Source organism: Alloyangia pacifica, assembly GCF_020524285.1.
GTDB lineage: Bacteria > Pseudomonadota > Alphaproteobacteria > Rhodobacterales > Rhodobacteraceae > Salipiger > Salipiger pacificus_B.
In genome coordinates this window covers 195,905-219,591 of the sequence record NZ_JAIVKX010000005.1, presented here as the reverse complement: position 1 = coordinate 219,591, position 23,687 = coordinate 195,905, and the positions used below count along the sequence as shown (strand labels likewise).

Genomic DNA, 23,687 nt, shown 5'->3' with positions numbered 1-23,687 from the left:
CCGCGCCCGCCGCTCAGTTGAGCGTGACGGGCATGCTGAGCGGGCCGCGGAACCCGAAGCCGTGCCAGACGATCGCCTCGGGGTCCGGCAGGCTCATGTTCGGGAAGCGCTCGAAGAGCTCCGGCATCATGATCTCGCCCACGGTGCGCCGGGCGATATGCGCGCCCGCGCAATGGTGCGGACCGGTGCCGAAGGCCTGATGCGGGTTCTTGTCGCGGAAGACACGGTAGTCCTCGCCGTCCTCGAACAGGTCCTCGTCGCGGTTCGACGAGGCCTGGATGCTCATCACGATGTCGCCCTTGGGAATGTCCACGCCGCCGATCTGGGTATCCTCCATGACCAGCCGCGACGAGGCCTGGATCGGCGCCACCCAGCGAATCCCCTCCTCGAAGGCCGCGCCCCAGGCCTCCTGGCGGCGCACTTCCGCGAGTTGGTCGGGGTTGGTCAGCAACCCGTAGACGATGGTCGCCATGGCGTCGCGCGGCTCGTTGATGCCGCCGCCGATGGCGATCTTGATATTGGCGACGATCTGGCTCCACGGGATCGGGTCTGCGGCATTCACCATCAGCGACAGCGCCGAGTCGTCGGGCTCCGCCCGGAGCCGCTCGGCGCAGGCGGCGATATGCACGTCCATCTCGTCGTTGGCCTTGTCGGTGATCTCGAACAGCTTGGGATCCCAACCAAAATTGCCCGCGCCGTCGATCAGCTGCTGCGACCAGCGCATCATCTCCGCGTCGCTCGCCCCGTCCAGGCCGAGGATATGGGTCAGGATGCGCGCCGAGACCGGGGCGCAGACCTCGCTGTAGAGATCCACCGTCTCGCCGCGCGGCAGCCGGTCGAGGTAGCGGTCGGTGATGTCGCGGTAGAGCTGCGCCCAGTTGGTCTTAATGACCTTGGGGGTAAAGGCCTTCTGCATCGCCATGCGCTCGCGGCGGTGCTCCTCGCCGTCCTTGCGCATCAGCGTGTGCGCCCGAAACGCCGGCTCCATCGGCGTGGTGGGGTCGTTCGAGCTGAACAGCACCGGGTCGTCCTTCACCATCTTGGTGTGGGCGGCCTTGGTCAGGAACGTGCGCTTGACCGAAGGCACCCGGACCACCGGGGTCTCGGCCCGCATGCGGCGATAGATCGGATAGGGATCCCGGACGAGATCCCCGATTGCAACAGTCTCATCAACAGGTGCCAGTGGCATTGTCGACGCCTCCTCCCAAAGAACGTGCTGCAGGCGAAGAGGCCACATCGGCCTCCATCGCACAACCCGATCCGCTTGATACACTTGATCGAAAATTCAGATGGCCCTAGGTAGGCGAGGTCGAGGAGGCCCGATGATCGACCCGCAGCAGCTGGATTTCCGCAGTTTTCACATCCTCAGCGTGGTGCACCGCGAGCGCTCGTTCAGCCGCGCGGCCGAGGAACTGGGGGTCAGCCAGTCGATGGTCAGCTACGCGATCGAGAAGCTACGCAGGGTCTTCGACGACCCGCTCTTCGTGCGCGAATCCGGCCAGACGCTGCCGACCGCGCGCTGCGAGGAGATGGTGGCCTATGCGCTCGATCTCATGGCCGGCTTCGAGGCGATCCGGGCCCGGCCGGAGTTCGATCCGGCCACCGCCACCGACCGGATCACCATCGCCTGCAACTACTACGAGCGCAGCATCATGATCCCGGCGCTCGTCGCCACTTTGCGGCGGGAGGCACCGAACCTGCAGCTCGAAGTGGTCGACGCCTCCGGCCGCGGCCACCAGCGTCTGCTCGACGGCGAGGCCGACCTGCTCATCGGCCCCTATCGCCGGCAGGACGTGTCCCTTTACGAGCGGATGCTGCTGACCGACAGCTATGCCTGCCTGATGGACGGCGCGCATCCGTCGGCGGGCAGCAGCCCGGACCTGCCGACCTACCTCGGCTTCGAGCACATCTTCATCACCTACGGGGGCCTCTGGGTCTCTCCCTACGTGCAGGAGATCGAAAGTGCAGGGCACCGGCTGCAGGTGGCGCTGCGTGTGCCGAGCCCGGCGGGCATCGACCGGCTGGTGGCCGGGTCGCGCCTCGTGGCCACGATCCCGCGGCGCCTGGCGCTCCTCCAGGATCCGGCGCTTGCGATCACCGGATGCCCGATTGCTGCGCCGATCGAGGTCAAGATGGTCTGGAGCGCCCGCACGCATCGCTCTGCCGTGCTGCAATGGGTGCGCGATCTGGTCTCGCGCACGGTGGCGGGTCTGGCCTGAGCTCGCCGCGAGACGGCCTGCGCGGGAAACCCGTCTCAGGCCGAGAAGACCCTGATCCAGCGAAAGACCAGCATCAACACGAGGGTGGTGACCACGAGGCCGAAGAGATCGCCCACTGCATAGGCCGCGAGCACCGCCACCGAGTGATCGGGCAGCACCTCACCGGAGAAGACCAGCGACTGCCCCAGCGAGTTGATCACCGAGGCCAGCGCGCCGACCAGCAGGAGCCATTTCCAGTGCAGGCATCTGTGCTCCGTGGCGTAGAGCCGCCGCCCGGCCACGCGCATCGCCTCGAAGGCCAGCAGCGCAGAAGCCGCCCCGACCATGATGGAGACAAGGATAACCGGGTCCGTGGCCACGCTGACCTCGGCCGGCGTGAACAGCACCTCGGACAGGAATGCCCCCAGGCAGAGCGGAAAGAAGGCGACCCGCCCGATCAGCCAGGTCGACAGCACGCGCACCCCGTGCGGCAGGTAGACCAGGCTGGCGAAGGCGGTGACATCCGGCAGCAGGCGCGACTGCAGCGGCGTGACCAGATGCGCCGTCAGGCCGTGCGCCAGGATGTAGGCCAGGGCCACGACCGCGAAATTGACCACCAAGCTCAAGGTCGCGCCTCGCGGATCGGCATGCGCGGGAGCTCAGGCGCGTGGGAGGTCGAAAGACTTGATGCAGGCATCTCGGTCTGCGTCGCCCGTCTCAGTGCAGCGGCAGCGGTGCGCCGATCAGATCGCTGCGCACAACATAGGTCTTGGCCTTCGACTCGCCGGCCCGCTCGAGCAGCCCACGCGCGAGCAGCGTCCGCAGCGCCCGGTAGAAGGTCGCCTGCGCCGCAGGGCGCACCAGGGCATGCTCCCGGATCTGCTCGGAACTGATCATCTCGCCCGGACGCTGGCACAGCCCGTGCGCCGCGAGCAGCACATCGCGCTCGAAGCGGCTGAGGTCTTCGAGGCCGACATCGCGTTCGAGCTGCCGAAGCATCTCGCGCAGGTGGAGAATTGAGCTGAGCTTGTCCATTCGAGCAGTCTTCCTACACCCGAGCCCTTCCGTCAAGAAATGTCACGGTTCGGCTTTCGCGAGATTATCGAATTGATAATCTCTTGGAGCCAGTGGCGCGCCGTGCTACGCGGACTACGTGGCGTCAGTTGGCGAGTAGTTCGTGTGATGAGTCTCCGTGAGTGGTGGCGTCGCGTCATATTTGATCAGCTTCCGCCTTGGCTGCCTCATGGCGCCAAGGCGTATTACTGACGGACGCGGCAGCGGGCTGCCGCGCGGAACAGGGGAATCCTCGCGGCATAGAGGCAAACGACGACGCAGACGTCTTCCTGCTGGCATCCTGGTGCGGCCGGTCCCCGGGTCAGAGCCCCGGGGAACGGCCGCGCGCTCATTCGATGGTCAGCCCCTTGCGGCGCTGCGTGCCCGGCTCCTCGATGACCGGATCGCGGCCGCCGCGCAGGATCGAGTTGCCCTCGTAGAGCGTGCGCTGGTCGATCGCCGGGGGCTCGAGCCAGTCGCTCTCCTTCATCTGCCCGCTCTGGCCGTAGGCCGCGAGCGCGTTGCCGTAGCAGACCGCGCGCACGGTGCTTTCGGGAACACCGCTCTGCAGCGCCAGCTGCGCGGTCTTGGCGACCCCCAGGCAATCGGAAATGCCCCAGTCGCAGGCGCTGTCGACGATGATGCGCTCGGAGCCGTATTGCTTGAGCAACTCGACCATCCGCGCGTTGCCCATCTTGGTCGAGGGGTAGATCGAGAAGCCCGCCCAGTAGCCGCGCTGCAGCACCTCGCCGACGGTCTCCTCGTTGTTGTGGTCGATGATCACCATCGACGGGTCGAGCCCCATTTCCTCGCAGACGTCCATCGACCGGCTGGTGCCCTGCTTCTTGTCGCGGTGCGGCGTGTGGACCATCACCGGCAGGCCGAGCTCCTTCGCCAGCGTCAGCTGCAGCCGGAAGTATTTGTCCTCGAGCGCGGTCTGCTCGTCATAGCCGATCTCGCCGATAGCCACGACGCCTTCCTTGAGGGCGAAACGCGGCAGCCATTCCATCACGCCCTCGGCCAGTTCCTCGTTGTTGGCCTCCTTCGAGTTCAGCCCGATGGTGCAATAGTGGCGGATGCCGAACTGCCCGGCACGGAAGCGCTCCCAGCCGACGATGGTCGACAGGTAATCGACGTAGGTGCCCACGAAGGTGCGCGGCTGGCCAAGCCAGAAGGCGGGCTCGATCAGCGCCACCACGCCGGCGGCGGCCATGGCCTCGTAATCGTCGGTGGTGCGCGAGATCATATGCGCGTGGGGATCAATCAGCATCATGACACAAACTCCTCGATAACACGTCCTTCGGCCCGCGCCCGATCGAGCTGGGTCCGGATTTCCGGGGTTTCCGCAAACGGGCCGACCAGCGGCCAGAGTTCCTCCATTACCGGCCGCCCGGCGGCCCAGCGTTCGCGCGCGTATTGCACGAGGATGCGGGCCAGCTCGGGATTGGCGCGGTCCTGTAGGCCGGTGATCGGCCCCAGAGCCGCGCCGATGAACAGCGCCTTGAGGATCATGTGGTTCCAGCGATGCTCGTCGAAATGGTCCCGCGGATAGGGGTTGTTGTGGGCGATGGCCTCGAACACCGGCTTGAGGTTGGAACGCAGCCCTTCGCCCACCTCGAAATGCAGGCTCTCGGGCTCGGGATAGAGCGGGAGGCCGCGGTAGAGCGCGATCATCTCGGCGGCGTCCGAGGTGCGGCGCAGGTCCTTGAAAGTCTCGGCAAAGGGGCGGTCACCGCTGAAGGTGAGCAGCCCCAGAACCCGCGCGGCGCCGTCGATGCTCCAGTCTCCCGGCTGCCAGCCCGGGCGCGCGGCCTCTGCCGCGGCCAACGCTTCGGGGCTGAGGGCAAGGTCGGCCTTGCCGAGCCGCCGCGGCGCGAAACCGAGGAAGAGGTGCAGGTCGCGCTCGGTCGCCGCGGGGGCGGCGAGGATCGCGAGCTGGTTCTCGAGCCAGGGCCTCTCGGCCCCCGCACGCTCCCCTATCCATTGCTGCAAAAGGTCTTTCGGACTGGTCATCAAACTCTCTCCCAAGTGGTCAATGAAACACTGGACGGGCGGAGGGGACGCGCGTCATAGTCGGCAAGTATTTTGTTGCTGGATATTTTTTGATCTCATGACACCGACTCTCGTTATTCTTGTCGTCGGCCTGACACCGAAGCTTGTCGGCCCCTTTACCCCCAACATCGCCGCCCTCGCCGCCCGCGGTGGCCTGCGCCCGCTGGAGACGGTGACCCCAGCGGTCACCTGCACCGTGCAGGCCACGCTGGCGACCGGCCTGCCGCCCTCGGGGCACGGCGCCGTGGCCAATGGCTGGTACTTCCGCGATCTCAAGGAGGTATTGCTCTGGCGCCAGCCGAATTCGCTGCTGGAGGGCGAGAAGATCTGGGACGCCGGCAAGGCGCGCGATGCGTCGTTCACCTGCGCCAAGATGTTCTGGTGGTACAACATGTACGCGACCGCCGACTACTCGGCGACGCCGCGGCCGATGTATCCCGCGGACGGGCGTAAGATCCCCGACCACTATGCGCATCCGCCCGAGCTGCACGACGAGCTCGATGCCAAGCTGGGGCGCTTTCCGCTCTTCACCTTCTGGGGGCCGACGGCGAGCATCACCTCCTCGGCCTGGATCGCCGATGCGACGCTGCACGTGATGGAGACGCGCCAGCCGACGCTGACCCTCACCTACCTGCCGCATCTCGACTACGACCTGCAGAAGTTCGGCCCCGATCTCGAGCACCCCGAGGTGCAGCAATCGCTGCGCGACATCGACGCGCTCGTTGGCAAGCTGGTCGCCGCCGCCGATGCCGAGGGACGCCGGGTGCTGGTGGTCTCGGAATACGGCATCACCCCGGTCAGTGACGCCATCCATATCAACCGCGCGCTGCGCGAGGCCGGGCTGATCGCCGTCCGCCCCGAGGAGCACGGGCGCGAAATCCTCGACGCGGGTGCCTCGGCGGCCTTTGCCATGTCCGACCACCAGCTCGCGCATATCTACGTCAACGACCTGTCGCGGCTTGCCGAGGTCAAGGCGCTGGTCGAGGGGCTCGACGGGGTCGAGGCGGTCTGGGACGAGGACGGCAAGCGCGCCAACGGCCTCGACCATCCGCGCTCGGGCGAGCTGGTGGCGATCAGCAAGCCCGACCGCTGGTTCAGCTACTACTACTGGCTCGACGACGACAAGGCACCCGATTTCGCCCCCACCGTCGATATCCACCGCAAACCCGGCTACGACCCGGTGGAGCTGTTCCTCGACCCCGCGCTGCGCTTTCCCAAGCTGGCGGCGGGCTGGAAGCTGGCGAAGCGCAAGCTGGGCTTCCGGCAGATGCTCGACGTGATCTCTCCCTCGCGGACCGACCTCGTGAAGGGCAGCCACGGACGGCTCACCGACGATCCCGGCGACGGTCCGCTGGTGATCTCCTCCGAGGCAGGATTGCTGCCGGAGGGCCCGGTGCGGGCGGTCGACTTCAAGGCGCTGACGCTGAGCCATGTCTTCGACTAGGTCCCCGCAATCCGGCGCTGCAGCACGCGCGTGAGGGCAAACCCGGCGACCGCCAGGAGCGCCGGGAGCCAGCCCCCGTGAACCCCGGCGATCAGCGCCGCGTCATAGAGAGAGATGGAGGCGATCAACAGGGTGACGGCCTTCGGCACGTCGCCCTTCGCCCGGCGGAAGAGGTATCGCAGGGCCATCCCGGTGGCCACGAGGAACCCCAGCGCGATCAGCAGCGCCAGCGGGTTGCCCCAACCCAGCACCAGCACCAGCACGGCGGGAAACCCCATCACCGCCAGCGGCCACGCCCGGCCCAGCCGATCATAGGCCTCCTGCTTGGCGGCATAGGTGAGCCCGACCACATAGGCCATCAGCCCCAGCGCCCCCCAGAGCGCCACGCCCGGAAAGGCGCCGGTGGCGGCGAGGGCGGCCAGCGCGTAGCAGAAGAACCGCGTCACCCCCATGATGACAGGCGCCAGCGCGGTGCGCTTGTGCAGCCAGTCGTAGAGGAAGATGCTGAGGGTGAGCAGCAACGCCGAGATCAGCGCCAGCCCGCCAAGCGGCAGCGTCAGCAGCAGGCCGAGCCCGAGCATGGCGAAGCCGCCGAGGAACACCGCGCCCTGCGAGATCTCTCCCATCGGGATCGGCCGGTCCGCCTTCTGCGCGCGGTCGATCTCGGCGTCGAAGGCGTCGTTGAGCCACATGCCCCCCACGTAGAAGAGCGTCAGCGCCAGCGCGCTCAGCAGGATGGGCACGAGCGCCGAACCGGCCGCGGCGGAGAGCGCCAGCAGCGCCCCCGCCATGGCATTGGTCCAGACCGTCGGCAGGTTCGACACGCGCCCCAGCTTGAGCGCCGTGCCGATCATTGCCCCAGCCGGTCGAGCACCCAGGTCAGTTCGCGCGTGATCGCCTTGTCCACGCTCGAGGTTCGCAGCTCTTGGGGCAGCACGTCCCATGTATAGGTCTCCACTTCGAGATGCGGTGAGATCGGCTCGGCCCGGTGCAGGTCGAGGATGTCCTTGAGAAAGTCCTGCGTGCTGTCGAAGAGCCCGAGCGAGCCGAGGAAGACCGGCACATGGAAATGCACCCGCCATTCCTCGCCGTCCGCCTCGGCGCCACGGGCCAGCGCCTCGGGCAGGTCGGAACAGGCGGTGATCGGGCCCTCGCCGCGGCGGGCGAGCACCTGGTGCAGGTAGGTGGGCTCGACGTAGGCCGCGAGCGCGGCACGCACCTCGGGGGTGACCCGTGCGCGAAGCGCCGAGCTGAGCTGCAGCTTGTGGATCGGAATGCCGGCTTCCTGCAGCAGGGCGAGGCTCTGCGCCGGGTCCTCGTATTCCACCGCCGCGTGGCAGACGTCGTAACAGAGGCCAAGGTGCGCGCGCAGGGCCACATCAGCCTCCGCGCCGTCCAGCCCGGTCAGCTCGGCGAAGCGCGCCACGGCGGTCGGACTGTAGAGCCACTCCTCGAAGAAGGCGACGCTGCCCGCGATGGTCTCCAGGAAGCAGAAGGGCTCCGGCTCGATCGCCAGCGCCACTGTGACCCCGCTGCGCGCCTTGACCGCCACGCAATGCGCCGCCGCCTGCAGGTAGTGCTCGGCCATGGCAGGCTCGGCGCCCTCGGCCAGCGTTCGGAAGGTGCCCGGCACGGTGCTGAGGCTGACCCAGTCGCCGGGCTCCGACAACTCGGCCATGAGGTCGGTGAGCCGGTTAGTGTAGCGCAGCCGCTCGGGGTCGCGCCAGTCGGGCTGGTAGACCTGCTCCTTGACGCGCACGCCGTGGAACGGGCCGTAGGGGAAGCCGTTCATCGTAGCGGGCACAAGGTCGTTCTCGCGCAGGAAGGACTTCAGCCATGCTCGGCGATCGCCCTGATCCAGCTCGTCGAGCGCGTTGGAGGACAGCCGCAGCCCCACGGCGAAACGCCCGTCGGGACAGAGCTGCGCCTTCACTGCCAGAAGCGGCCCGCTGAGGGCGGCTTCGCAGTCGGCCCAGGTTTCGGTGGCATGGATGTTGAGGCAGTAGGTCAGGGTGCCCAGCCCGTTGCCGAGCCTCATGCGTCCTGCCCCGCGTCGTCCGCATCCGCCCCGGCGCCAGCCCGCGCCGCGAGCCAGACAAGCGCCTCGGCCACCAGCTCGGGGCGCATCTCGTGCACCTCGACACCGTCACCGAGGTCCGACAGCAGCGTCACGGTCAGCTCGCCGCCGAGGTGCTCGCGGAACTCCTCGAGCCCGACGAGGACCTCGAGCCGCCCGCCGTCGTCGCGGCGACCGAGGTCCGGATGCCAGGCCGGCAGGCCGAGCGCCTGCAGCACGGCCAGAACGCGCTCCTCCATGCCCGGCGGCAGCAGCCCCGCCAACACCGAGTAGCGCGCGTCGAGCGCGATCCCCATGGCCACCGCGTCGCCGTGGCTGACGGCGTAATGGGTGAGCCCTTCGAGCTTGTGCGCCGACCAATGGCCGAAATCGAGCGGGCGGGCGGAGCCGCGTTCGAAGGGATCGCCGCCCTTGGCGATCTGCCGCATGTGCAGCTCCGCCGAACGGCGGATCATGTATTCCTCGGCCCTCGGCTCGAAGCGCTTCAGCCGGGCGGCGTTGGCCTCGAGCCAGGCGAAGAACGCCGGGTCGCGGATCAGCGCCACTTTCACCGCCTCCGAGATGCCGGAGCGGCGGGTGGCGGCAGGCAGCGTTTCCAGCAGATCGAAATCGTTCAGCACGGCCCAGGGCGGCGCAAAGCAACCGGCGAAATTCTTCGATCCCTCGAAGTTCACCGCGTTCTTCACGCCGACGCCGCTGTCGTTCTGCGACAGCACCGTGGTCGGCACCCGGATATGCCGGATGCCCCGGTGCGCCGTGGCCGCGGCCATGCCCACCGCGTCGAGCACCGCGCCGCCGCCCACCGCGATCACGTAGGAGTGCCGGTCAATACGGTGCTCGAGGATGATCCGGTAGAGCTCGAAGACCTTATCGAACCCGGCCTTGATCCCCTCGCCCCCCGCGACGGAAATCGGCGCGGCGACCAGCTCGACGTCTTCCACGGTGTCTCGGAAATAAGCACTGATCTCGACGGCCAGCCCCGGAAGCTGCGCCAGAAGATCGCGGTCGACAAACACCACGCAACGCTGGCGCCGCGTCTCGGCCCCGGCGGCCAGCGCCTCACGGAGCGCCGGGTTGTGCGCCAAGAACAGCCCGCGCGTGAAGACCACGCGATACGCGTAATCCACCGAGAATGCTTGCGTGACGGTCAGCGTGCCGGGCGCTTGCTCCGGTCCGGTCTCGTCCCTTCCCCGCGCTGCGGCACCGGGCGCCGGCGCGATGCCGCTCTCCGAGCCGGTCGGCTCGGCCGTGGCCACCGTCGCGGCCCTGAAACGGCCAAGCGCGAGCCGGCCAGCCACACCCGCGACCGGCAGCGCCAGCGCGGCACAGAGCGCCAGAAGGAAGGAGTCGATCTCGAGGGCGAGCGCCCCCAGCGAGGCATAGGCCGCGGCGATGCCGAGGTTGGCCAGCGCCACGACGCCGAGGAACTTGCGCAGGGGCAGCCGCGCCACCCCCGCGGCGATGGTCGAGGTTTCGGCCAAGACCGGCACCGCGCGCATCAGCAGAACCGACCCCAGGGCAATGCGCTCGGACACCTGCGCCGCGCGCGCGAGGTAGTCGGGGCCGAGAAGCCGGCCGAGCGCGCGGCTGCCGCCGGTGGCGCCGATCCAGTAGCCGAGCAGGCAGCTCAAGGTCATGCCTGTCCAGCAGACGAGCGTGCCGAGCGCAGCGCCGAGCATCGTACCGGCGGAGACATTGACCACGCTCGACGGGACCGGAAGGATGACGTCGAGCGCCAGTGCCGCGACGATGAGAGGCCAGACACCGGACGGGCTCTGCGTGGGGGACAGAAGCGTGTCGACGAGGGCTTCGGTTCGGCCTTCAAAGAGCAGGAAGCTCGCTCCGAGGACCAGGACCAGCAAGGCAAGAATCACCAGCCAGCGCAGCGACATGGAAACCGACATTACAAATACCTTTCTCAAACACATCGCGCCCCGGCGTGGGCCGGAGAGAAAAAATATATGAGTATCAATCAATTCACTTCGAAACATCCGTACCCAGGGGCGGAAATGCCCCGATAGCGGCACGGACGAGTCCTGACAGGCTAGGCAAGAGATCGCCATTCGCCTAGCCCTGATTTTTTGGCAGCCAGCCCGAATTTGACTTGGAGGATGATTTCCGGCGCCGGCACCTCCCCTGCCCGCGAGGCAAAAGTAACCACGGTCACGTCATCGCCGCTGGACACTCGCAGGCCCCGGGGGTCAGGTGGCCCGTGCCTCGCCCCCGGGCCTGCCATGCGCAGCCCGTTCGGCGCGGGAGGACGGAAATGAGTTCAGCGGGCCCGAAGGGACCCGCTGAACTCGGCGGTGCACCCGGCACCACCCTTTCCTGCGCGAAGTCAGTCCAGCACGGCCGCGATCGCATCCTTGGTGACAGAGACGATCTTGTCCGCCTCCTCGGTGGTCAGGCACAGCGGCGGCGCAAAGCCGAGGATGTCGCCCTGCGGCATGGCGCGCGCGATCACACCGCGCTCGAGCATCGCCGCGACGACCTTGGCGCCCTTGCCCTCGGAGGCGTCGAAGAACTTGCGCCCGTCGCGCTCTGCGACCAGCTCGACGGCGCAGAGCATGCCTTCGCCGCGGACCTCGCCGACATTGGCGTGCTCGCCAACCGCTTCGCGCATGGTGTTGACCAGGTAGGCGCCGGTGCTTGCCGCGTTCTCCACCAGCCCGAGCTTGTCGATCAGTTCGAGGTTGGCGATGCCCGCCGCCGCGCCGATCGGGTGCGCCGAGTAGGTCCAGCCGTGGCCCAGCACACCGTACTCGTCGGTGCCCTGGCACAGCACGTCCCACATGCGCTGGCCGACGATCGAGGCCGAGAGCGGGGCGTAGGCCGAGGTCAGACCCTTGGCGGAAGTGATGAGATCGGGCTTCACGCCGTAGTGGTCCGAGCCGAACATAGAGCCGAGCCGCCCGAAGCCGGTCACCACCTCGTCCACCACCAGCAGGATGTCGTGCTTGTCGAGCACCTTCTGGATCGCCGGCCAGTAGCCCTCGGGCGGCGGCACGATGCCGCCGGTGCCCAGCACCGGCTCGCCGATGAAGGCGGCGATGGTATCCGCGCCCTCGAGCTCGATCAGCGCTTCCAGCTCGGCGACGCAATGGGCGGTGAAGTCGGCCTCGGACATGTTCAGATCGGGGCGGCGATAATAGTAGGGCGCCTCGGTGTGGATCACCTGCGCCAGCGGCAGGTCGAACTTCTTGTGGAAGAGCTCGAGCCCGGTCAGCGAGCCGGTCATCAGCCCCGAGCCGTGGTAGCCGCGCCAGCGCGAGATGATCTTCTTCTTCTCGGGTCGGCCGAGGATGTTGTTGTAGTACCAGATCAGCTTGATGTTGGTCTCATTGGCGTCCGACCCGCCGAGGCCGAAATACACCCGCGCCATGTTGTCGGGCGCGCGGTCCATGACCATTTTCGACAGGGTGATCGAGGCTTCCGAGCCGTGACCGGCGTAAGCGTGGTAGTACGCGAGCTCATGCGCCTGCTTGGCGATCGCCTCGGAGATCTCGGTGCGGCCGTAGCCGACGTTGACGCAGTAGAGCCCGGCGAAGCCGTCGAGCAGCTGGTTGCCGTCGCGGTCGGTGATGTGCACGCCGCTGCCGCCGGTGACGATGCGCTGCGGACCCTCGCCGCGGGCGAACTGGCCGAGGTTGGTCGACGGGTGGAAGAAGTTCTCGCGGTCCCACTTGGCGAGTTGGTCGTTGGTCAGCATGTCATCTCCTTTGCTATCCTGTTGGTGCCTGCGCGGGGATCAGCCCCCAGGGGTCAGCCCCAGTCGCGGCAGACGTATTTGATGTCGGTGAAGGCCTCGAGGCCCTGCCGGGCACCCTCGCGGCCGAGCCCGGACTGCTTGGTGCCGCCGAAGGGGATCGGCGCGCCGGTGACCTTGGTGCGGTTGACCGCGACCATGCCGAACTGCAGCGCCCGGGTCAGTCGGTAGATGCGGCGCGGGTCGAGGCTGTGCACGTAGGCGACCAGCCCGTACTCGGTGGCATTGGCGCGGGCGATCACCTCCTCCTCGGTGTCGAAGACGGTGAGCGGCGCGACCGGACCAAAGGTTTCCTCGGACATGATCGCCGCCGCGTCCGGCACGTCGGCCAGCACGGTGGGCTTGTAAAAAAGCTTGCCGAGTCCTGCGTCGATGCCGCCGCCGGTGAGCAGCTTCGCGCCCTTGGCCACGGCGTCATCCACATGCGCCTGCTGCTTGTCGATGGCGCGCTCGTGGATCAGCGGTCCGATGTCGGGATCATCCATACCCCGGCCCAGCGTCAGGGCCTCGACCGCCTTGGTGAATTTCTCGCAGAACTCCTCGTAGACGGGGCGCTGGATGTAGAAGCGGTTGGCCCCGAGGCAGTCCTGCCCGGAGGTGGCGAACTTGGCCTTGATCGCCTCGGTCACCGCGCGGTCGATGTCGGCGCCCTTGAAAACGATGAAGGGCGCGTGGCCGCCAAGCTCCATCACCAGCCGCTTCACCGTGTCCGCCGACTGGCGGTAGAGCAGCCGGCCCACTTCGGTGGAGCCGGTGAACGACAGCGCCCGGACCCGCTTGTCCGAGGTCCATTCGCCGACGATGGCGGCGGCATCGCCGACCACTGTGTTTACCACGCCGTCGGGAAAGCCCGCGCGCTGTGCAAGCACGGCCAGCGCCAGCGCCGAGAGCGGGGTTTCGGCAGAGGGGTGGATGACCACGGTGCAGCCGGCGGCCAGCGCGGCGGCGGCCTTGCGGGTGATCATCGCGGAAGGGAAGTTCCACGGGGTGATCAGCGCGGCAACGCCCACCGGCTCGCGCCAGAGCTCCATCTCGGCGTCGGGCAGGTGGCTGGTGACGCCCTCGATGTTCGGGCGCAGCGCTTCCTCGGCGTAGAACTGCACGAAGCTGGCGGCGTAGTCGATCTCGCCGCGGGCCTCGCTGATCGGCTTGCCCTGCTCGGCGACCATGATGCGGGCGAGGTCTTCCTTGGCCGCCACGATCAGCGCGTGCCAGCGGTGCAGGATCGCGGCGCGGTCCTGCGGCAGGGTGGTGGCCCAGCCGTCGAAGGCCGCATCGGCGGCATCGACAGCGGCGCGCGCGCCATGCGCGTCGCTGATCGCGACCTGCGCGACCAGCTCGCCGCTCGCCGGGTCGCGCACTGCGAGACGGCCCTGCCCGGCAAAATCTCCGGCACCGGACAGCAGTTCCGGGTCGGTCAGTCCAAACGTCGGTTTGTTCGAAAGATCGCTCATGCCTGCGCACCTCCTTGGATGCTGCAAACATGATCCGCGGCGGGCAGAGATTTCTCCGGGACTTCGCGCCCGGGCCAGAAAATTCCTCTGCCGGTGCCCGCGGGGAGCGAGAAACTCTCTGCGCCCCCTGCCCTAGCCGCGCAGCAGACCCAGCGCGGGCGGGTCGCTCTTCACCGGCTTGGTGACGATGTAGCTGTAGTAGCGCCGCACCCCGGCCCGGCTTTCCAGCAGCCCGTCCATCAGCTCCTGGAAGGCCGCGACATCGGTGCTCACCACCTGCATCAGGTAGTCGTAGCCGCCGCCGATCGCCCAGCAGCCGGTGATCTCGTCGATCCGCGCCACGGTGCGCTCAAAGAGCTGGAAGCTCTCGGCGCGGTGGCTGTCGAGTTCGAGCGTGACGAAGACCTGCACGTGCGGGCCGAGCGCCGCGAGGTCGATCTCGGCGCGGTAGCCGGTGATCAGCCCGGCCTTCTCGAGCCGCTGCATCCGCTCCCAGCACGGGGTCGGCGAGAGGTTCACGCGGGCGGCGAGCTCGGTCTTGGTGATGCGGCCCTCGCGGCTGAGCGTGGCGAGGATCGCGATGTCTCTGCGGTCGAGGCGGGTGGAGTCCATGTCATGCTTGTTCCGGCGAAAACCCGTGATGTCAATCTGGACAAGTCCCGGATCGTCCTTGACCCTGCTCCCTATGTCGCATTGGCCGCTCACCCCCGAGGATGTCACCCGCCCTGCCTATCGAAGCGTCGCGCAGGGGATCGTCGCCGCCATCGGCGCCGGCAGCCTGCGCCCCGGCGACCGGCTGCCGGCGCATCGCGACCTGGCCTGGCAGCTCGGCATCTCGGTGCAGACCGTGAGCCGCGCCTATGAAGAGTTGATCCGCGCCGACATGGTCTCGGGCGAGGTCGGGCGCGGCACCTTCGTGAAGTCCGGCCCGCGCGACACGGTGGAGATCCCCTGGCACCGCACTTCGGCCAGTCGCGCGCCGCTCGACCTATCGCTGATGACCCCGGTGCACCTGCCGCAGATCGCCGATGCCTGGCGCGACGCGTTGCAGCGCATCGCCGCGCATCCGCCGCATGAGACCATGTTCGCGCTGCGGCCCGGCGAGACGCTGGCGCGCTATGGCGCCGCGGCCTCGGCCTGGCTGGCGCGCTGCGGGCTGATCGTGCAGCCGGCGCGCACGCTGGTGACCAACGGCGTGACCCCGGCGATGTTCGTCGCCCTGATGACCGTCGCCCGCCATGGTGACGTCATCGCCTGCGAGGCAGCCACCAGCCACACCCTGAAGCCCGCCGCCCGCCAGCTCGGCCTGCGCCTGCAGGGCATCGCGCAGGACGCGCGCGGCATGCTGCCCGAGGCGCTGGTGGAGGCCGCCGCGGGTTCTGGGGGGCAGATGAAGGCACTCTACCTGCTGCCCTCCGGGGCCGGGCCCTATGCGCATGTCATCGACCGCGAGCGCCGCGCCGAGCTCGCCCGGGCGGCCAGTGCCGCCGGGCTCTTCATCCTCGAATGCGACCCGCTGGGACCGCTGGCCCCGCGCCGCCCGCCTCCCGTGGCCAGTTTCGCCCCTGAACGCAGCTTCTATTTCACCGGGCTGACAAAATGCCTGTCGCCCGGGCTGCGCTTCGGCATTCTTGCGATGCCCGATCACCTCGCGGAGCGCACTGTTAACAGGCATCTTTCGGTGTCCTGGATGGCCACGCCGATTATCGCCGAGATCGCCGTCGACTGGATGGAAAGCGGTCTCGCCGACGATCTGCTGCAGGCACACCGCAAGGAGCTCGCCGCGCGCAACCGGCAGGCGCAACGCGCCCTCGGGCCGGAGAGCGCGGGCTTTGCCTACGGGCTGCACCGCTGGCTGCCCTTGCCGGAAGGCCTTGGAGAACGGGCATTTCAGCGCCAGGCGCTGCGCAATGGCGTGGCCGTGGCGACCGGCGCGAACTTCGCCGTGACCGACCGCCGGCCGGCGATCCGGCTGTGCCTCGGAGGGCTCGGCAGGGGAGAACTGGAGCAGGCCCTGGGCATCCTCGCCGCTTTGTTGCCCATGCCCGGACATCCCCCGGGTTGACAGTCACATCGCGATTCGCCTGAAATTGTCATGATTTAATATAGACATTGACTTGAGTATTTTCGGCTTCGAGGCTGGGCCCATCCGTGCGGGCCGTGACCCGCAACCTGAAACCAAGCCTCGTCTGCCTTTGGCGGCGGGGCCGCACGACAGGGGACCCTCATGACCTACAAGACACTCTTTGCCACCAGCGCCGCGGCGCTTCTGCTCGGCTCGGGCGCCGCCCTGGCCGACACCTGGCGGTACGCCTTCGAGGAGGCGATGGACGAGGTGCAGGGCAAGTTCGCCCAGAAATTCAAGGAAGAAGTCGAGGCCAATTCCGACCACGAGATCCAGCTCTTTCCCTTCGGCACGCTGGGCGAATCTGCCGACACGATGGAACAGGCCCAATCGGGCATCCTGCAGTTCGTCGACCAGTCGCCGGGCTTCACCGGGGCGCTGATCCCCGAGGCGCAGGTGTTCTTCGTGCCCTACCTGCTGCCGCAGGACGACGCGCAGCTTGCGAGCTTCTTCAAGAACTCCAAGGCGATCAACGAGATGTTCCCGCCGCTCTACGCGGATCAGGGGCTCGAGCTGCTGACCATGTTCCCCGAGGGCGAGGTGATGATGACCACCACCGAGCTGGTCGAGACCCCCGCCGACCTCGACGAGGTGAAGTTCCGGGTGATGACCAACCCGCTGCTGGTCGAAAGCTACCAGGCCTTCGGCGCCACGCCGACGCCGCTGCCCTGGGGCGAGGTCTACGGCTCGCTGCAGACCGGCATCATCCAGGGGCAGGAGAACCCGGCCTTCTTCATCGAGTCGACCAAGATGTACGAGGTGACCGACTACATCACCCGCACCGGCCACAACAATTTCACCACCGCGGTGATGGCCAACAAGGAGTTCTACGACGGGCTTTCGGAGGAGGAGCAGGCGATGATCGACAATGCGATCAGCGCCGCCTTCGACTACATCATCGACTATCAGAAGGGTCTGACCGAGGAGTCGCTGGAGAAGATCATGGAGGCCAAGCCCTCGATGACCATCACCGACCTCAGCGAGGAGCAGCGCCAGCCCTTCATGGACACGGCGGATTCGGTGGAGCAGGAGTTCCTCGAGATCGGCGGGCCGCAGGCGCAGGAGATCCTCGACCAGCTGAAGGCCGACCTCGCCGCGGCGGCCGAGGGCTGAACACCCGCACCCCTGCGTTTGGCAAGGTCCGACACCCAACCGGACCGGCCGCCCGACTACGGGCGGCCGGTGCCGAGCCCGGATCTCACCCGGCGGACTCCCCGACAGCCTCCCCGAAAGACTCCCCGACAGCCTCAAGGACAGCGGCATGAAGACTGACCAAGAACGCGCGCCTGCGATCGACCCCGACATCCTCGCCGAAGTGCAGACCTCGGCGGTGGACGATGACATCGACGATTCCGGCTATGTCTCTGGGCTCCCGGGCATTCTGGGGGTGATCGACGTGGCCATCGCCCGTATCGAGGCGGTGCTGCTGGCGCTCGGCGTGCTGCTCATGGCGCTCAACACCATCGCCAATGTGGTCGGCCGCTACCTGCTGTCGCAGAGCCTGTTCTTCTCGGAAGAGCTGAACCAGGCGCTGATCATTCTGATCACCTTCGCCGGCATCTCCTATGCCGCGCGCCATGGACGGCACATCCGCATGTCGGCGTTCTTCGATGCCACGCCGCCGAAGCTGCGCAAGGCGCTGATGGTGGTGATCGCGGCGGTGACCGCCGCGGCGATGTTCCTGCTCGCCTGGTACGCGCTCGACTACGTGATGGCGCAGGCGTCGCGCGGGCGATTGCTGCCGGCGCTGCAGGTCCCGGTCTGGTGGATCATCGTCTGGGCGCCGCTCGGCTTCTTCCTGACCGGGCTGCAATACACGCTCACCGCCATCAAGAACCTGCTGCACAAGGACATCTGGCTCTCGACCAGCACGCTCGAAGGCTATGACGACACCGGCGAAGAGGAGGTCTGAGACATGTCCCTTGCCATCTTTGGCACGATGATCGTGCTGCTGCTTCTCGGCTTCCCGATGATGATCCCGCTGATCGCCGGCTCGCTGATCGGCTTCGTCGCGCTGTTCGGCGGGTTCAGCCAGCTCGACACGATGGTGCAGCAGATCCTCGGCGGCATCCGCCCCGCGAGCCTGATCGCCGTGCCGATGTTTATCTTCGCCGCCGACATCATGACCCGTGGCCAGTCGGCGAACCGGCTGATCGACCTGGTGATGTCCTTCGTCGGCCACCTCAAGGGCGGGCTGGCGGTCTCGACCGCGGCGGCCTGCACGCTCTTCGGCGCGGTCTCGGGCTCGACCCAGGCGACGGTGGTCGCCGTCGGCGGGCCGCTGCGCCCGCGCATGCTCAAGGCCGGCTACAAGGACAGCTTCGCGCTGGCGCTGATCGTCAACTCCTCGGACATCGCCTTCCTGATCCCACCGTCCATCGGCATGATCATCTACGGCGTGGTCTCGGGCACCTCGATCTCCGAGCTGTTCATCGCCGGCATCGGGCCGGGGCTGCTGATCCTCGTGCTCTTCTCGATCTATTCCTACTTCTACGCGGTGCGTCACAACGTGCCGACCGAGCCCAAGACAAGCTGGTCCGAGCGCGGCCGCGCCATCCGCCGCGCGCTCTGGCCGCTCGGCTTCCCGGTGATCATCGTCGGCGGCATCTACGGCGGGGTGTTCTCGCCCACCGAGGCGGCGGCGGCCTGCGTGCTCTACGCGCTGATCCTCGAGATGGGCGTGTTCCGCGAGATGAGCGTCAAGCAGCTCTACGCCACGGCCAAGTCGACCGGGCTGATCACCGCCGTCGTCTTCATCCTCGTCGGCGCGGGCGCGGCGTTTTCCTACGTGATCAGCTTCGCGCAGATCCCGCAGCAGGTGCTGGGCAGCATCGGCATCGACGAGATGGGGCAATACGGCGTGCTCTTCACCATCTCCATCGCCTTCTTCGTCGGCTGCATGTTCGTCGACCCGATCGTGGTGATCCTGATCCTCGTGCCGATCTTCGCACCGGTGGTCGAGAGCGTCGGGCTCGACCCGGTGCTGGTGGGCACGATCATCACCCTGCAGGTGGCCATCGGCAGCGCCACGCCGCCCTTCGGCTGCGACATCTTCACCGCCATCGCGGTGTTCAAGCGGCCCTACGCCGAGGTGGTCAAGGGCACGCCGCCCTTCATCCTGATGCTGCTGTCGGTGGCGGTGCTGCTGATCTTCTTCCCGCAGATCGCGCTCTTCCTGCGCGACCTTGCCTTCGCGAAGTGAGGGACCGAGATGTTCAAGCGGATACTCGTCGCCTATGACGGCTCGAACGGCGCCTGGGAGGCGATCGGCAAGGCCGCGGAACTGGCGAAGATCACTGGCGCGGAAATCCTCGTGCTGACGGTCTACCGGCACCACTCAATGCTCGAGGCCTCGCTGTCGATGGTCCGCGGCAGCGACCGCGAGGGCGGCAGCCTCGACGACACCATGCGCGCCGTCGCCCGCGAGGCCGCGGAAGAAGCCAAGTCGCAGGCCAGGGAACTGGGCGCCGACAAGGTGCAGGCCTTCATCAAGGGCGGCAACTACGCCCGAACCATCGTCAGCTTTGCGCGCGAGAAAGGCTGCGACCTGATCGTCGTCGGCTCGCGCGGGCTGGGCTCGTCCGAGGGCTACATGCTGGGCTCGGTCAGCCACAAGGTGACCAGCCTGACCGACACGCCGGTGCTGGTGATCTGAGCCATGTCCCATGAAGAGCTGCGCCGCGACGGGCTGCGGCGCTTCGGGCTGATCGCCCTGGCCACGGACCTAACCATCGAGGGGGACGCCGCGCGGCTAATGCCGCCCGGCACGCAGCTGCATGTGACGCGCATCGCCTTCGAGAACCCGACCACGCCCGAGAGCCTGCGCCGCACCGGCCCGCGCCTGCGGGATGCCGCCGAGCTGATCCTGCCCGGCATGGCGCTTGACGGCATTCTCTTCGGCTGCACCTCGGCCAGCGCCGTGCTCGGGGCCGGCGTGGTCACGCTCGTTGGCCCTCGTGCCCCGGTCACCACCCCGCTCAGCGCCGCCGCGCGCGCGCTGGAAGCGCTGCGCATCGGGCGGGTGTCGCTGCTGACACCCTATATGGCGGAAACGACGGCGCTCGTTGCGGAGCATCTGCGCCAACATGGCGTCGAGGTGGTGGCGCAACACTCGATGGAACATGCGGATGATCGCGACATGGGGATGCTGACGCCACAGACGGTGATCGAGGCGGCGCTGGCCGCCGACCACCCGCGCGCCGAGGCGCTGTTCCTCTCCTGCACCGCGCTGCCTGCGGTGCAGGTGATCGAACGCCTTGAAAAGATGCTCGGAAAGCCGGTGCTCAGCTCCAACCAGGTTTCGTTCTGGTCGATGCTGGACACTGCGGAAATCTCGGGCGACGGTCCGGGGAAGTTGTTCAAGGTACGCAGATGGTGACGCTCGACGATATAGAACAGGCCGCCAGCCGCATCCGCGGCATGGTCCGGCAGACGCCGCTCAAACCCGCGCCGAGCCTGTCCGTCCTGGCAGGCGGCGAGGTCTGGCTGAAGTGCGAGCACCACCAGGAGACCGGCGCCTTCAAGCTGCGCGGCGCCTCCAATGCCGCCGCCCGTCTGGGCAAGGTCGCGGGGGTCACCACCGCCTCGACCGGCAACCACGGGCGCGCGCTGGCCCATGCCGCGCGGCAGCTCGGCCTGCCCGCGGTGATCTGCGTCTCGCGGCTGGTGCCGCAGAACAAGATCGACGCCATAGAGGCACTCGGCGCCGAGGCCCGGGTGATCGGTGCCAGCCAGGACGACGCCTTCGAAGAGGCGCGGCGGCTGGAACGCGAGGACGGCTTCGTGCTCGTGCCGCCTTTCGACCATCCTGACGTGATCGCCGGACAGGGCACGCTGGGGCTGGAGATTCTCGCGCAGATCCCTGACGCCGCCACATTGGCCATCCCGCTCTCGGGCGGCGGCCTGCTGGCCGGGGTGGCGCTGGCGGCGAAATCCCTGCGCCCCGACATTCGCATCGTCGGCATCTCGATGGAGCGCGGCGCCGCCATGGCCGCCAGCCTTGCCGCCGGGCGCCCGGTCGAGGTCGAGGAGCTGGAGACGCTGGCGGACTCGCTCGGCGGCGGCATCGGATTGGACAACCGCCTGACCTTCGACATGTGCGGCGCGCTGATGGATGAGCTGGTCCTGCTCACCGAGGCGGAGATCGCGGCCGGGCTGCGCCACCTCGCCCGCGAGAACGGCGAGACCGTCGAGGGCGCGGCGGCCGTGGGGGCCGGGGCGATCCTCGCGGGCAAGCTGCGCGCCGAAGGCGGCCCCTTGGTTCTGCTGCTTTCGGGCGGCAACATCGACCCGGCACGCCACGCCGCCATTCTCGGGGAGGAGACATGAGCGAGATCCGCATCCTGCACGAAGCCGAGCTGCGCGCCCGCGTCGCGCTCGATCCCGCCGCGATCGACGTGGTCGAAAGCGCCTTCGCCACTTTGGCGAAGGGCGGCGTCGAGATGCCCCCCATCCTGTCGATGCACATGCCGGACGTGAACGGCGAGCTCGACGTGAAGACCGCCTATGTGCCCGGACTGCCGGGGTTTGCGGTGAAGCTCTCGCCGGGGTTCTTCGACAACCCCTCCAAGGGGTTGCCGTCGACCTCGGGGCTGATGGTGGTGCTCTCCTCCGAAACCGGACGCGTGCAGGCGGTGCTGCTCGACAACGGCTATCTCACCGACGTGCGCACCGCCGCCGCGGGCGGCGTGGCGGCGCGGCAGCTTGCGCGCGGGGATGCGAGCCGCGCGGCAATCTTTGGCGCCGGTCTGCAGGCCCGGATGCAGTTGCAGGCGCTCTGCCTTGTGCGCCCGATCACCGAGGCGGTGATCTGGGCGCGCGATACGGCCAAGGCGCAGGCGCTCGCAGCAGAGCTGACCACCGCAGAGCTGAGCGTGCGCGCCAGCGCAGACCCAGCCGAGGCCGCCGCCTTCGGCGACGTCCTCGTCACCACCACACCGGCGACCGAGCCCATCCTGCGCGCCGACTGGCTGCATCCCGGCCAGCACGTCACCGCCATGGGCAGCGACCAGTCCGGCAAGTGTGAACTGGAGCCGCGTTGCCTTGCCCGCGCCGACCTCTACGTCGCCGACAGGGTCAGCCAGACCCGCCTCATGGGAGAGCTGCGCGCCGCGCTCGACGCCGGTTGCGCGCCCGACCCCGACAGCATTCCCGAGCTGGGAGACATCATCCTCGGCCGCCACCTCGGCCGCACGGACCCCGATCAGATCACCATCACCGATCTGACCGGCACCGGTGTGCAGGACACCGCAATTGCAACCCATGCGCTCGCCGCATTTTCAAAAGAGGCCTGAATGCCCGATCTCCAACGAACGCCAGAGCGCTACACAACCGAGGAATACGAGGCCCGCCTCGAGAAGATCCGCGCCCGCATGGAGCGCGAGGGGCTCGACCTGCTGATCCTCAGCGATCCGTCCAACATGGCCTGGGTCGCGGGCTACGGCGGCTGGTCCTTCTACGTGCACCAATGCGTGCTCGTCGGCCCCGATGGCCCGCCGGTCTGGTACGGCCGCGGCCAGGACGCCAACGGCGCCTACCGCACGGTCTGGATGGAACCCGACTATGTCATCGGCTACCCGGACCACTACGTGCAGTCCACCGAGCGCCATCCGATGGACTACCTCTGCGCCAAACTCGCCGAGCGCGGCTGGGACAAGGGCACCATCGGCGTCGAGATGGACAACTACTGGTTCTCGGCCCGCGCCTACGAGCGGCTGCAGAGCGGGCTGCCGGAGGCCAAGTTCAAGGACACCACCGGCTTCATCAACTGGCAGCGCGCGGTGAAATCCGAAAAGGAACTCGAGTACATGCGCCAGGCCGCGCGCATCGTCGAGCGCATGCATCACCGCATCGCCGACAAGGTCGAGGTGGGCATCCGCAAGTGCGACCTTGTGGCCGAGATCTATGATGCCGGGCTGCGCTACGACGAATGGTACGGCCATGGCGGCGACTACCCGGCGATCGTGCCGCTGCTGCCCTCGGGGCCGGACGCCGCCGCGCCGCACCTCACCTGGGACGACCTGCCGATGAAGCCCGACGAGGGCACCTTCTTCGAGATCGCCGGCTGCTACCAGCGCTACCACGTGCCGCTGTCGCGCACGATCTACCTCGGCACCCCGCCGCAGGAGATCCTCGACGCCGAGAAGGCGGTGCTCGAGGGCATGGACGCCGGCCTCGAGGCGGCGCGCGCGGGCAACCTCTGCGAGGACATCGCCAAGGCCTTCTTCGGCACGCTCGAGAAATACGGCATCGAGAAGGACAACCGCGCGGGCTATTCCATCGGTCTCAGCTACCCGCCGGACTGGGGCGAGCGCACCATGTCGATCCGCCGCGGCGACAAGACCGTGCTGCAGCCGGGGATGACCTTCCACTTCATGACCGGCCTGTGGATGGAGAACTGGGGCTACGAGACCACGGAATCCATCGCGATCACCCAAGATGGCGCACCCGAGGTCTTCTGCGACATCCCGCGCAAGATGCTCATCAAGTCCTGAAGACGCGAAATCGGGCCGGGGCCGC

The 23,687-nt window shown here is 67.9% G+C and carries 22 protein-coding genes; 11 read left to right on the top strand and 11 right to left on the bottom strand.

The window, feature by feature from the left end; translation table 11 throughout:
• Positions 1 to 13: 13 nt before the first annotated feature.
• The gene (locus tag LC039_RS09380) at positions 14 to 1,189 is read right to left on the bottom strand and encodes a cytochrome P450 (RefSeq protein WP_226623536.1); all 1,176 of its coding nucleotides are present in this window, start codon (positions 1,187 to 1,189) and stop codon (positions 14 to 16) included.
• A gap of 133 nt (positions 1,190 to 1,322) precedes the next feature.
• Here LC039_RS09380 and LC039_RS09375 point away from each other — a divergent pair, with 133 nt between their 5' ends.
• A complete protein-coding gene (locus LC039_RS09375) occupies positions 1,323 to 2,219 on the top strand; it encodes a LysR family transcriptional regulator (protein WP_226623531.1) in 897 nt (298 codons plus the stop codon).
• Positions 2,220 to 2,254: 35 nt separating this feature from the next.
• On the opposite strand, the gene LC039_RS09370 is transcribed toward LC039_RS09375, so the two are convergent.
• The 4 genes from LC039_RS09370 to LC039_RS09355 form a co-directional block, all read right to left on the bottom strand.
• Entirely contained in the window at positions 2,255 to 2,815 is a 561-nt protein-coding gene (locus tag LC039_RS09370) for a hypothetical protein (protein ID WP_226623584.1), read from the bottom strand.
• Between the two features lie 100 nt (positions 2,816 to 2,915).
• Positions 2,916 to 3,233, bottom strand: a complete 318-nt coding sequence (locus tag LC039_RS09365; protein ID WP_226623530.1) for a hypothetical protein — start codon at positions 3,231 to 3,233, stop codon at positions 2,916 to 2,918.
• Between the two features lie 367 nt (positions 3,234 to 3,600).
• Positions 3,601 to 4,521, bottom strand: a complete 921-nt coding sequence (locus LC039_RS09360) for a TatD family hydrolase (protein WP_226623529.1) — start codon at positions 4,519 to 4,521, stop codon at positions 3,601 to 3,603.
• Positions 4,521 to 5,264: an EboA domain-containing protein gene (locus LC039_RS09355; RefSeq protein ID WP_226623528.1), complete on the bottom strand. Its 744-nt coding sequence runs from the start codon at positions 5,262 to 5,264 to the stop codon at positions 4,521 to 4,523. The genes LC039_RS09360 and LC039_RS09355 overlap by 1 nt, the downstream gene beginning before the upstream one ends.
• Before the next feature lie 97 nt (positions 5,265 to 5,361).
• Between LC039_RS09355 and LC039_RS09350 the strand changes: the two genes are divergently transcribed.
• Positions 5,362 to 6,747, top strand: a complete 1,386-nt coding sequence (locus LC039_RS09350) for an alkaline phosphatase family protein (protein WP_226623520.1) — start codon at positions 5,362 to 5,364, stop codon at positions 6,745 to 6,747.
• Here LC039_RS09350 and LC039_RS09345 read toward each other — a convergent pair.
• The 6 genes from LC039_RS09345 to LC039_RS09320 form a co-directional block, all read right to left on the bottom strand.
• On the bottom strand, positions 6,744 to 7,601 hold the full coding sequence (locus LC039_RS09345) for a UbiA family prenyltransferase (protein WP_226623518.1): 858 nt from the start codon (positions 7,599 to 7,601) through the stop codon (positions 6,744 to 6,746). The two genes, LC039_RS09350 and LC039_RS09345, sit on opposite strands and share 4 nt — an antisense overlap.
• Positions 7,598 to 8,785 (bottom strand): metabolite traffic protein EboE, encoded by a 1,188-nt coding sequence (gene eboE / locus LC039_RS09340; protein ID WP_226623516.1) that lies wholly within the window; start codon positions 8,783 to 8,785, stop codon positions 7,598 to 7,600. Before eboE ends, LC039_RS09345 begins: the two co-directional genes overlap by 4 nt.
• Positions 8,782 to 10,728, bottom strand: a complete 1,947-nt coding sequence (locus tag LC039_RS09335) for a 3-dehydroquinate synthase (protein WP_226623514.1) — start codon at positions 10,726 to 10,728, stop codon at positions 8,782 to 8,784. The genes eboE and LC039_RS09335 overlap by 4 nt, the downstream gene beginning before the upstream one ends.
• A gap of 434 nt (positions 10,729 to 11,162) precedes the next feature.
• Positions 11,163 to 12,533, bottom strand: coding sequence for an aspartate aminotransferase family protein (locus LC039_RS09330; protein WP_226623513.1), 1,371 nt, complete (start codon positions 12,531 to 12,533; stop codon positions 11,163 to 11,165).
• Between the two features lie 53 nt (positions 12,534 to 12,586).
• The gene (locus LC039_RS09325; protein ID WP_226623511.1) at positions 12,587 to 14,044 is read right to left on the bottom strand and encodes an NAD-dependent succinate-semialdehyde dehydrogenase; all 1,458 of its coding nucleotides are present in this window, start codon (positions 14,042 to 14,044) and stop codon (positions 12,587 to 12,589) included.
• A 132-nt stretch (positions 14,045 to 14,176) separates the two neighbouring features.
• Positions 14,177 to 14,656, bottom strand: coding sequence for an Lrp/AsnC family transcriptional regulator (locus tag LC039_RS09320; RefSeq protein WP_226623509.1), 480 nt, complete (start codon positions 14,654 to 14,656; stop codon positions 14,177 to 14,179).
• Positions 14,657 to 14,714: 58 nt separating this feature from the next.
• Between LC039_RS09320 and LC039_RS09315 the strand changes: the two genes are divergently transcribed.
• From LC039_RS09315 to doeA, 9 genes are all read left to right on the top strand, one after another.
• A complete protein-coding gene (locus LC039_RS09315) occupies positions 14,715 to 16,109 on the top strand; it encodes a PLP-dependent aminotransferase family protein (protein ID WP_226623507.1) in 1,395 nt (464 codons plus the stop codon).
• A gap of 162 nt (positions 16,110 to 16,271) precedes the next feature.
• A complete protein-coding gene (gene dctP / locus LC039_RS09310; protein WP_226623505.1) occupies positions 16,272 to 17,282 on the top strand; it encodes a TRAP transporter substrate-binding protein DctP in 1,011 nt (336 codons plus the stop codon).
• Positions 17,283 to 17,430: 148 nt separating this feature from the next.
• Positions 17,431 to 18,081, top strand: a complete 651-nt coding sequence (locus tag LC039_RS09305; RefSeq protein ID WP_226623502.1) for a TRAP transporter small permease — start codon at positions 17,431 to 17,433, stop codon at positions 18,079 to 18,081.
• A 3-nt stretch (positions 18,082 to 18,084) separates the two neighbouring features.
• A complete protein-coding gene (locus tag LC039_RS09300) occupies positions 18,085 to 19,371 on the top strand; it encodes a TRAP transporter large permease (protein WP_226623501.1) in 1,287 nt (428 codons plus the stop codon).
• Between the two features lie 9 nt (positions 19,372 to 19,380).
• Positions 19,381 to 19,824, top strand: a complete 444-nt coding sequence (locus tag LC039_RS09295) for a universal stress protein (RefSeq protein WP_226623500.1) — start codon at positions 19,381 to 19,383, stop codon at positions 19,822 to 19,824.
• Between the two features lie 3 nt (positions 19,825 to 19,827).
• Positions 19,828 to 20,547 carry an ectoine utilization protein EutA gene (locus tag LC039_RS09290; RefSeq protein ID WP_226623498.1) on the top strand — a complete coding sequence of 240 codons (720 nt, stop codon included), beginning with the start codon at positions 19,828 to 19,830 and terminating at the stop codon, positions 20,545 to 20,547.
• On the top strand, positions 20,541 to 21,497 hold the full coding sequence (eutB, locus tag LC039_RS09285) for a hydroxyectoine utilization dehydratase EutB (protein ID WP_226623496.1): 957 nt from the start codon (positions 20,541 to 20,543) through the stop codon (positions 21,495 to 21,497). Before LC039_RS09290 ends, eutB begins: the two co-directional genes overlap by 7 nt.
• Positions 21,494 to 22,462: a cyclodeaminase gene (locus LC039_RS09280; protein ID WP_226623495.1), complete on the top strand. Its 969-nt coding sequence runs from the start codon at positions 21,494 to 21,496 to the stop codon at positions 22,460 to 22,462. Before eutB ends, LC039_RS09280 begins: the two co-directional genes overlap by 4 nt.
• Complete coding sequence (doeA, locus tag LC039_RS09275; protein WP_226623493.1) at positions 22,463 to 23,662, top strand: ectoine hydrolase DoeA; 1,200 nt, start codon at positions 22,463 to 22,465, stop codon at positions 23,660 to 23,662.
• Positions 23,663 to 23,687: the final 25 nt, after the last annotated feature.

What these genes read in the sequence shown, in the direction of transcription:
- LC039_RS09360 (WP_226623529.1), bottom strand. Translation starts at nt 4,521, where the DNA reads ATGCTGATTGATCCCCACGCGCATATGATCTCGCGCACCACCGACGAT.
- doeA (WP_226623493.1), top strand. Translation starts at nt 22,463, where the DNA reads ATGCCCGATCTCCAACGAACGCCAGAGCGCTACACAACCGAGGAATAC.
- eutB (WP_226623496.1), top strand. Translation starts at nt 20,541, where the DNA reads ATGGTGACGCTCGACGATATAGAACAGGCCGCCAGCCGCATCCGCGGC.
- LC039_RS09295 (WP_226623500.1), top strand. Translation starts at nt 19,381, where the DNA reads ATGTTCAAGCGGATACTCGTCGCCTATGACGGCTCGAACGGCGCCTGG.
- dctP (WP_226623505.1), top strand. Translation starts at nt 16,272, where the DNA reads ATGACCTACAAGACACTCTTTGCCACCAGCGCCGCGGCGCTTCTGCTC.
- LC039_RS09280 (WP_226623495.1), top strand. Translation starts at nt 21,494, where the DNA reads ATGAGCGAGATCCGCATCCTGCACGAAGCCGAGCTGCGCGCCCGCGTC.
- LC039_RS09290 (WP_226623498.1), top strand. Translation starts at nt 19,828, where the DNA reads ATGTCCCATGAAGAGCTGCGCCGCGACGGGCTGCGGCGCTTCGGGCTG.
- LC039_RS09335 (WP_226623514.1), bottom strand. Translation starts at nt 10,728, where the DNA reads ATGTCGGTTTCCATGTCGCTGCGCTGGCTGGTGATTCTTGCCTTGCTG.
- LC039_RS09325 (WP_226623511.1), bottom strand. Translation starts at nt 14,044, where the DNA reads ATGAGCGATCTTTCGAACAAACCGACGTTTGGACTGACCGACCCGGAA.
- LC039_RS09305 (WP_226623502.1), top strand. Translation starts at nt 17,431, where the DNA reads ATGAAGACTGACCAAGAACGCGCGCCTGCGATCGACCCCGACATCCTC.
- LC039_RS09375 (WP_226623531.1), top strand. Translation starts at nt 1,323, where the DNA reads ATGATCGACCCGCAGCAGCTGGATTTCCGCAGTTTTCACATCCTCAGC.
- LC039_RS09355 (WP_226623528.1), bottom strand. Translation starts at nt 5,264, where the DNA reads ATGACCAGTCCGAAAGACCTTTTGCAGCAATGGATAGGGGAGCGTGCG.
- LC039_RS09300 (WP_226623501.1), top strand. Translation starts at nt 18,085, where the DNA reads ATGTCCCTTGCCATCTTTGGCACGATGATCGTGCTGCTGCTTCTCGGC.
- LC039_RS09350 (WP_226623520.1), top strand. Translation starts at nt 5,362, where the DNA reads ATGACACCGACTCTCGTTATTCTTGTCGTCGGCCTGACACCGAAGCTT.
- LC039_RS09380 (WP_226623536.1), bottom strand. Translation starts at nt 1,189, where the DNA reads ATGCCACTGGCACCTGTTGATGAGACTGTTGCAATCGGGGATCTCGTC.
- LC039_RS09330 (WP_226623513.1), bottom strand. Translation starts at nt 12,533, where the DNA reads ATGCTGACCAACGACCAACTCGCCAAGTGGGACCGCGAGAACTTCTTC.
- LC039_RS09345 (WP_226623518.1), bottom strand. Translation starts at nt 7,601, where the DNA reads ATGATCGGCACGGCGCTCAAGCTGGGGCGCGTGTCGAACCTGCCGACG.
- LC039_RS09320 (WP_226623509.1), bottom strand. Translation starts at nt 14,656, where the DNA reads ATGGACTCCACCCGCCTCGACCGCAGAGACATCGCGATCCTCGCCACG.
- LC039_RS09365 (WP_226623530.1), bottom strand. Translation starts at nt 3,233, where the DNA reads ATGGACAAGCTCAGCTCAATTCTCCACCTGCGCGAGATGCTTCGGCAG.
- eboE (WP_226623516.1), bottom strand. Translation starts at nt 8,785, where the DNA reads ATGAGGCTCGGCAACGGGCTGGGCACCCTGACCTACTGCCTCAACATC.